General features: G+C 49.9%; 2 protein-coding genes. Both read right to left on the minus strand.

The genetic code is table 11. The features are described 5' to 3' along the window. Window positions 1-33 precede the first annotated feature (33 nt). Window positions 34-2,637, minus strand: coding sequence for a DUF4861 family protein (locus B3B27_RS04485; protein WP_286846945.1), 2,604 nt, complete (start codon window positions 2,635-2,637; stop codon window positions 34-36). A 6-nt stretch (window positions 2,638-2,643) separates the two neighbouring features. Further along, window positions 2,644-3,501 (minus strand): sulfatase-like hydrolase/transferase, encoded by an 858-nt coding sequence (locus B3B27_RS04490; RefSeq protein WP_286845953.1) that lies wholly within the window; start codon window positions 3,499-3,501, stop codon window positions 2,644-2,646. Between the last annotated feature and the right edge of the window lie 78 nt (window positions 3,502-3,579).

The following is a 3,579-nucleotide window of genomic DNA, read 5'->3' on the forward strand; positions in this document are numbered from 1 at the left end:
AGTTAAAGAGTTATCTATTTCAACTGTTTCCTCTTAATGTTTTAATACATCAAACCAATCCTGTGCCGAAGGGCAACATTGAAATTGATGCCCGCGCAACCAGTCACCCTGAATGTTATAAGTTATTGGTTTTCCACGTTTACAATCCAGTACTACCCGGTGTTCCTCCGGTTGGTTATCGAAACGCAGGAACCGTTCCGGTGGAAACATGATTCCCATGCCTATCCAGCCGATCTCCGGATCCTGGAATCCCCACGAACCGATAATGCCGGCATCTTTGTCGGAAAAGAACGTCTCGTCCGGTAACCTAACCAAGCCTATGCCCAATTCGATTTTATCGCCTGGAGCGCCGCCATCCACCGTCGCTACCACCGATGAATAAAGATCCCCGGCGCCGATTGAAGGACGCAGCCGTACTGTGTAGGGGGCGTTTTCAGGGCCGACCCCTTCCGCCACGAATTCAAGGATGACCCTATGGTGTGTTTCCTCCACCAACCGGCCGCTAAAAATGGGAGCTCCCTTGCCCGTTTCGTTGCGGACCGGATAGGGCACGCCATTCACATAGAGGATGACCCCTCCGCATCCCGCCGTTTTCCCCACGTGCAGGATATCCATTCCCCAACCGTTCTGGTCGATATGGTAACTCTTGCCCTCGGCTATTTTTGGCATGATCAGCGTGTCAATCCACTGCCGTTTACCGAAGAGGTCGAAATGGCCCAAGTAAAAGCGGAAGGCCGCTTTTTCCGATTCCCATCCCCAGTTGGGAGGAAGCCATTGGTTGTTCCAGGCCACGCGCGGCCTGTCCTCTTCCCTGCGCAACCGTGCCGTCCATGCATGATAATCTTCTTCCGGTCTGCCCGTTTTGAAATGTTTCGCGACGGTTTTGACCATAGCTTGTGTGTCGCCTTTACTGCGGGCTGCGTTGAATTTTCTCCAGAAGGAATTGTTTTTGTATCCCGATTTTTTCAGCCGGTCGATCTGCCGGTCCTGCACCAGCGTAAGGTAGTACAATATGGATTGGTCGCTGTTGATAAGGCGACGTGCAATATCGTCCGGAATATTTTTACCCTGCATGCGATTTGCAAGCAAATCCCACACCGCGTCTTCTTCCATTTCCTCCTTCGTGGATCGGAGTGCTGTAGTAAGAGCCATTACCAGATTGTATGTATGTTCCGGTTCGGTTTTAAAAATGGGCGCCAATGTCTCGTTTAACTCCTTGAATGTCCAGCCCACCGGTTTTACGTCCGACACATCTATGGGGAAGGAGTCATCCGTTATGCCGTCGCCATCCGTGTCAATATCCACCCTGTCCATGATGCCGTCCTTGTCTGTATCCACCCAGAGGTACGCCATGTCTGTTTTTGTGTCGAAGTCGTAATCCACCTTGATCCAGCTCCTGTTGCTGTTTTTAATATGGACGCGATGGTCGGCGGGATTGAAATAAAACTCGTTGGGTCCAGAGGGCTTAAGCACCAGTTCATAGCGTTTGTTATAAGGTCCGCAATCCGGAGCGCCGATTCGCGGCATATAGTATCCTGAATCGGTGGATGCGGCATTGATCACTCCTTCCCAGCGTTCAATGGTATCTTTCGGATCATTGAATGCGATATTCAGGTTATTCTCATTCCAGGTCATCAACACACGTTCCCAAGTAACTGTTTGCAAGTAATTGCGTGCAGTAGAGCGTTTCAACACCGGACCGGTAGGGATACCCCGGATCATAAAATGTTCCGTTTGCTCTTCCGGTAAATACATGATGAAATCGCTCTCCCGATCCTTCTCTTGTGTCCATCCTTTTGCACATGCCGAAACGGACACATCGAAATCTCTTTGCTTTCCCGCTATCGGGTTCACATTAAAGCTCCACCGGAGTGACTTCACCAACTCTTCTTTTCCTTCTACGCGAATTACCTCTTCACTGATGCCGTCGTTATCGAAATCGTAAAAAAGGAACGGGTTCTCAAAATGAGGGATCCATTTGTCTTGTTCAGGATTCAGGTAATAAGCGACAAAACTTTCATTTCCTCCAAAATGTGAGTGGTTCTGGCAAGGAATCTGATAATAGACATAATCCATATCGTAATCCAACAGGTTATCATCCCCATCGTCGGTTGAGACAAGCACCCGCAATCCATCAAAAGGAACCCGCCAGCCTTTCTTACCGTAAGTGAACCATTCCATCACGTCGAGATCCCCGTCTCCGTCGAAATCGCGATAGCTGATCACGGCATCGACCAATCCGTCGGCATGCCAGTCGGCGATCCAGAGATCTCCATACTTTTCGGGCTCCTTGCCCATCTCCAGATTACCATTCTCGTCAATCACTTTGACCAGTATCGGTTTTTTTGCTTCCGTATGGCGCGGTTCGATATCGATAAACCACACCTCCTCCGGCTTGCCGTCACCGTCCCTGTCCACATAGTGGCGCTTACCCGGGGTATCATTTTTTACTTTTTCAACCATAGCAGGATCCAGTCTGACGGCATCGCCGAAAATCTGCTCAAAAGCGTTTTGCTTCGCCATCTTTTCCGTGTCCTGTGCATGTACGGTTGTGGTGTGAAGGCAGCAAATGGAAATCATCCAAAGAAAAGCCATACCGAACCGCAACCGATTTTTGTTCAATAAATTTTGTACCATAAATTTTTATTTGATCAGCAATGTTTCTTTCATTTTATGCAATACGTCCTCGTTGGCCTCTATCAGGTGTTCCGTTGAACCCGCCCTGTGCCACTCCGTTATCCTGTCCTGATGGTAAAACGGCTCGGGCGTCAGGTATTCATTGGAGAGGGAGGAGATAATATTGGCCACATAGTTATTCTTCTCGGCAACCAAAACCAATTGGGCATACAGAATATTGTATTGCCGGATTTGCTGATTGATGGTTTTGATATATCGGGCTGGATGATAGGATGATGCGTCCGTTTTTTCCATGATCTCTTCCACGGCTTTTCCCGCCCCGCCGCCGGTGTTCGGGGCTTCCACGCCCAACAGCCGGGCAATTGTCGGCGCAAGGTCGGTATGCTCAAAGTAAGGGAGTTCACGTCCCCGGGCGATTCCGGTTCCGCCAAAGACCAACGGCGTCACCCAGCTATCCTCGTCGAGCATGGGATGCCATCCCACCTTACTCTGTCCGTGATCGGAGGTTACTATTAAAACGGTACTCTCCCATTTTCCTGCCGTTTTCAGGTAATCGATCAACTCTCCCAGCAGTCTGTCGGCATTCTCAATGGCTTCGACATAAGGAGAACCCTCTCCGAAAACATCTCTCGCATAAGGCTTCCCTTCACTGAACATGGCTATATTCGTACCTAGGGATCCCGGGCTTTGCAGGTGAACGCGCATAAAACGGATCTCCTGGCTTTCCAGCAGGTTGATGGCCTGTTGTACCGTCTGATCATCCGTCAGCGAGTTATCCATGATACAGGTGGAGAAACCCCTTCCCACGGAACGATAGGCGGTCGTGTTCACCACGAATGCCGTCTGTTGCTTCGGGGAGATCATCTCCTGGATCATTTTATTCTTCGGGCTCAGGAAGATGGTGCCTTCATGCAGCATCGGGTTGGGAAAGGAGCAACTGTT

The organism is Proteiniphilum sp. UBA5463 (genome assembly GCF_002427225.1).
In the GTDB taxonomy this organism is placed as follows: domain Bacteria; phylum Bacteroidota; class Bacteroidia; order Bacteroidales; family Dysgonomonadaceae; genus Proteiniphilum; species Proteiniphilum propionicum.